The sequence below is a fragment of the Nonomuraea aridisoli genome (assembly GCF_003236395.1).
Taxonomy (GTDB): domain Bacteria; phylum Actinomycetota; class Actinomycetes; order Streptosporangiales; family Streptosporangiaceae; genus Nonomuraea; species Nonomuraea aridisoli.
This window is the reverse complement of sequence record NZ_POUD01000462.1, coordinates 1-3,763: the sequence shown is the minus strand read 5'-3', so window position 1 is coordinate 3,763 and position 3,763 is coordinate 1. Positions and strand designations below refer to the sequence as shown.

3 protein-coding genes are annotated in these 3,763 nt (G+C 70.4%); 1 reads left to right on the top strand and 2 read right to left on the bottom strand.

Translation table 11 applies throughout. From position 1 onward, the window contains the following. Positions 1 to 54 precede the first annotated feature (54 nt). Both C1J01_RS51710 and rsmA read right to left on the bottom strand, forming a co-directional pair. The gene (locus C1J01_RS51710; protein ID WP_220040465.1) at positions 55 to 1,311 is read right to left on the bottom strand and encodes a C40 family peptidase; all 1,257 of its coding nucleotides are present in this window, start codon (positions 1,309 to 1,311) and stop codon (positions 55 to 57) included. Positions 1,312 to 1,582: 271 nt separating this feature from the next. Continuing rightward, positions 1,583 to 2,443, bottom strand: coding sequence for a 16S rRNA (adenine(1518)-N(6)/adenine(1519)-N(6))-dimethyltransferase RsmA (gene rsmA / locus C1J01_RS46770; protein ID WP_111185449.1), 861 nt, complete (start codon positions 2,441 to 2,443; stop codon positions 1,583 to 1,585). Between the two features lie 46 nt (positions 2,444 to 2,489). Between rsmA and C1J01_RS46765 the strand changes: the two genes are divergently transcribed. Beyond that, on the top strand, positions 2,490 to 3,763 hold a 1,274-nt coding region (locus C1J01_RS46765; protein ID WP_328589752.1), incomplete at its 3' end, for a serine/threonine-protein kinase.

The window sequence follows — 3,763 nt, the reverse complement described above, 5'->3', positions numbered from 1 at the left end:
ACACCGTGGTGCTCAGGGGCGGGGACACCGTGGGTGTTTGGGGTAGGTGCCGGGTCAGCCTGGGCGGACGACGCCTCGGAAGATCTTGCGGTAGTAGCTGGAGTTGAGGAAGTCGGTCGTTCGGACCACGTCGCCGGTTTTCGGGGCGTGGATCATGAGGTTTCCTCGGAGGAACAGGCCCACGTGGGTCGGGTCGCCGGTGCCGCCGCCGAAGAAGAGCAGGTCGCCTGGGCGGCGGGCGGAAAGTGGGATCTTGCGGCCCTGGCGGAATTGGGTGCCCGTGTAGTGGGCCAGCTTCACGCCTGCTTTGGACCAGGCGTACAGGGCGAGGCCGCTGCAGTCGAAGCCTCTGGTCGAGGCTCCCCTGCCGATGCCCAGAGTGGGGCCTTGGGCTGAGCCGCCACCCCAGGAGTAGGAGACGCCGAGTTGGCGGAGGGCCGCTGAGAGGGCGATCTCGCCTTTGGCGCGCCGCTTGTTCACCTGGGCCGACACCTTATTGCGGACATCGTTCTTCCGGCCCGGGCGGGTCCCTGCGGTGCGCTTCCCCTGGCCCAGCAGGGATCCGGTGGCCTGTCTCCCTTGATCCAGCAGCGTTCCACCGGTGCGCTCGCTCTGGTCCAACAACGTTCCCGCGGCGCGCTGCCCCTGGTCGAGCAGCGTTCCTGCGGTGCGCTGCCCCTGGTCCAGCAGGGTTCCCGCGGTGCGCTCCCCCTGGTCGAGCAGGGTCCCCGCAGTGTGCTCGCCTTGGTGGAGCAGGGTCCCTGGGGTGTGCTCGCCCTGGTCCAGCACGGTCCCTGCGGTGCCGGTCCCCTGGTTCAGCAGCGATCCAGTGGTCTGTCTTGCCTGGTCCAGCGGCGTTCCGACGGTGTGCTGGTCCGGGAGGGTTCCGGTGGGGTGTTGGCCGAGCAGGGAGCCGGTGATACGCCGACCAGGGCCGAGGAGGGCTTCGACGTCGATGTGCTGATCGACGTGGAAGTCGTCGAATGGAGGGGCTGTGCCGGTCATGTCGGCGAGGAGGACTCCCGTGGGGTGGTCGTCGCCGAAGGCATCGTCGAGGTGCTGCTCTGCGACGAGCAACGTCCCCGTGAGGTGCTCTCTTCGGAAGGGCGGGGCTCCGGTGACGCTGTCATCGGGTGGGGGCGTGTCGTTCTTCTCGGCGTGGGGCGTCTGTCTCTCATGGATGGACGCGGCTTCAAGCGTCTCATGGGCCGAGGCGGGGGTCGTGGCGACGACCGCCACGAAGCCCGTACAGAATCCGCCGCCGCCGGCGATGAAGCACTTGAGCCACACGGGCCATACGTGCGTGGTCATGAACGGCCTCCCTGAGCTTGCTGAGGTTCGGGGAGGCCAGGATCATCCGGCGGGACGCCCGGGCACGGAGCCGAATGCCGTTCTGTGGAAAGCGCGGTGGGAGCCGGGTGAGGCTGTGGAAAACCGGCAGGGACAGCTCACCTGGTACAGCCGGACCGGAACAGCTCGCCCGGTACAGCCGGACGGGACAGCCGGACGGGACAGCTCGCCCAGTGCGGCCAGCCTGGGATGGCTCGCCCCGTACGACCAGACCGGGGGTACGGCGAGAGGGTCAGGGGTGGGACTCGGCTATGCGGGCGAAGGCGTGGATGTCCAGTTGTTCGCCGCGGGCCGACGGGTCGACGCCGGCCGCCCTCAAGGCCGTCTCCGCCTGGGCCGCGCTGCCGGCCCAGGACGCCAGCGCGGCGCGCAGGGTCTTGCGCCGCTGGGCGAACGCCGCGTCCACGACCTTGAACACCTCCTCACGCGACGCCGTGGTCGACGGAGGGTCGCGCCGGACGAGCGAGACGAGCCCGGAATCGACGTTCGGCACGGGCCAGAACACCGTACGGCCCACCGGACCGGCCCTGCGCACGTCGGCGTACCAGGCCGCCTTGACCGACGGCACGCCGTACACCTTGGAGCCGGGACCGGCGGCGAGACGGTCGGCCACCTCCGACTGCACCATGACCAGGCCCTTGCGCAGCGACGGCAGCTCCTCCAGCAGATGCAGGACCACGGGGACGGCCACGTTGTACGGGAGGTTGGCCACCAGCGCGGTCGGGACGTGGCCCAGAAGGTCGGAAAGGCCGATCTTCATGGCGTCGGCGTTGATGACCGTGAGGTTGTCGGCGACGCCGTGGTCGGCCGCGGTGATGGGCAACTGGGCCGACAGCACGGGGTCGATCTCGACGGCGACGACATGAGAGGCCGACGGCAGCAGCGCCAGCGTGAGCGAGCCGAGACCGGGCCCCACCTCGATCACCACGTCATCGGGCGACAGGTCGGCCACGCGGACGATGCGCCGGACGGTGCCCCCGTCGATCACGAAGTTCTGGCCAAGTTTTTTTGTCGGACGAATATCTAGCTTGTTCGCCAAAATACGTATTTCTGCAGGGCCCAGAAGCCTCATCATCCAACCAGTCTCCCGCATCGAAGAACCTGCGATGGCGGGTGGGGAGACCAAGGGAGAGGATGTCGTGGAACAGGAAGGGCCGTCCCTCATGGAGCCAACGGGCGCCGCGCCGCTCCGCCCGACGGACTTGCGGGAGATCGGGCCGTACCGGCTGCTGGGGAGACTCGGCGAAGGCGGGATGGGCACGGTGTTCCTCGCACGTGCTCCGTCGCGGCGTTTCGTCGCGCTGAAGGTCGTCAAGGCCGAGTTCGCCAACCAGCAGGGCTTCGCGGCCCGGTTCCACGCGGAGGTCGAGAACGCCCGCAGGGTGGCGTCGTTCTGCACCGCTCAGGTGCTGGACAACGGCAACACCGGCGACGGCCGGCCGTACATGGTGACGGAGTACATCGCGGGCACCCCGCTGTCGGAGCAGATCACCACCTACGGGGCCCTCGAGCCGGGGGCGCTGCACGGCGTCGCGCTGGGGGTGGCGGCGGCGCTGGCGGCGATCCATGTGGCGGGGCTCGTGCACAGGGACCTGAAGCCGGCGAACGTGATGCTCTCCCTGTCCGGCCCACGCGTGATCGACTTCGGCATCGCCAGGGCGCTCGACCGGGAGACCGGGTTCACGATGTCGGGTGAGTTGCTGGGGAGCCCGGGGTGGTGGGCGCCGGAGCAGGTACGAGGCGAGGCCGTCACCCCCGCGGTGGACATCTTCGCGTGGGGCTGCCTGGTGGCTTACGCCGGTAGCGGACGCCACCCGTTCGGGCGCGGCGACGCGATCACGCTGGCCACGCGGGTGCTCAACACCCCTCCCGACCTCGGTACGCTCCCCGCGCCGCTCGACGAGCTCGTACGGCGCGCCACCTCCATGGACGTCGCCGAGCGCCCCACCGCGCAGGACCTGCTGATCGCCCTGGTCGGCGGCACGCCGAGGCGGGCCGCCGACCCACCCACCCTGGTCGCGAACGAGATGCTGAGCGGCTGGCGGCCCCCGCAGAACGTCGTGGAAGAACCGGACATCACGGCCGCGTACACCACTCCGCCGCCGAGCGACGCGACCGGGAAGGCGCCGATCCTGCCGCCCGTCGGGTTCGGCGCCGCTCCGTCGCCGTCCCCGGTTGAGCCGGCCTCGCTGGAGGAACGGGCCCGCAGGGAGGAGGCGGCGGCCCGGGAGGAGCTCGCCCGCTGGGAGGTCCCCCAGCAGGACGCGCCGAAGCGTGAAGGCGGACGTGCCCGCCGGCTGTTCCGCTCCGGCGAGAAGCGGCAGCGCGAGCAGCAGAAGCCGGAACAACCCCTCCAGCAGGGGCCCGCCCGGACACCACCGCCCCAGCCCGGCACCCCCGGACCAGCTCAGGC

Coding starts and splice junctions, on each gene's coding strand:
- C1J01_RS51710 (WP_220040465.1), bottom strand. CDS start 1,311: ATGACCACGCACGTATGGCCCGTGTGGCTCAAGTGCTTCATCGCCGGC.
- rsmA (WP_111185449.1), bottom strand. CDS start 2,443: ATGCGGGAGACTGGTTGGATGATGAGGCTTCTGGGCCCTGCAGAAATA.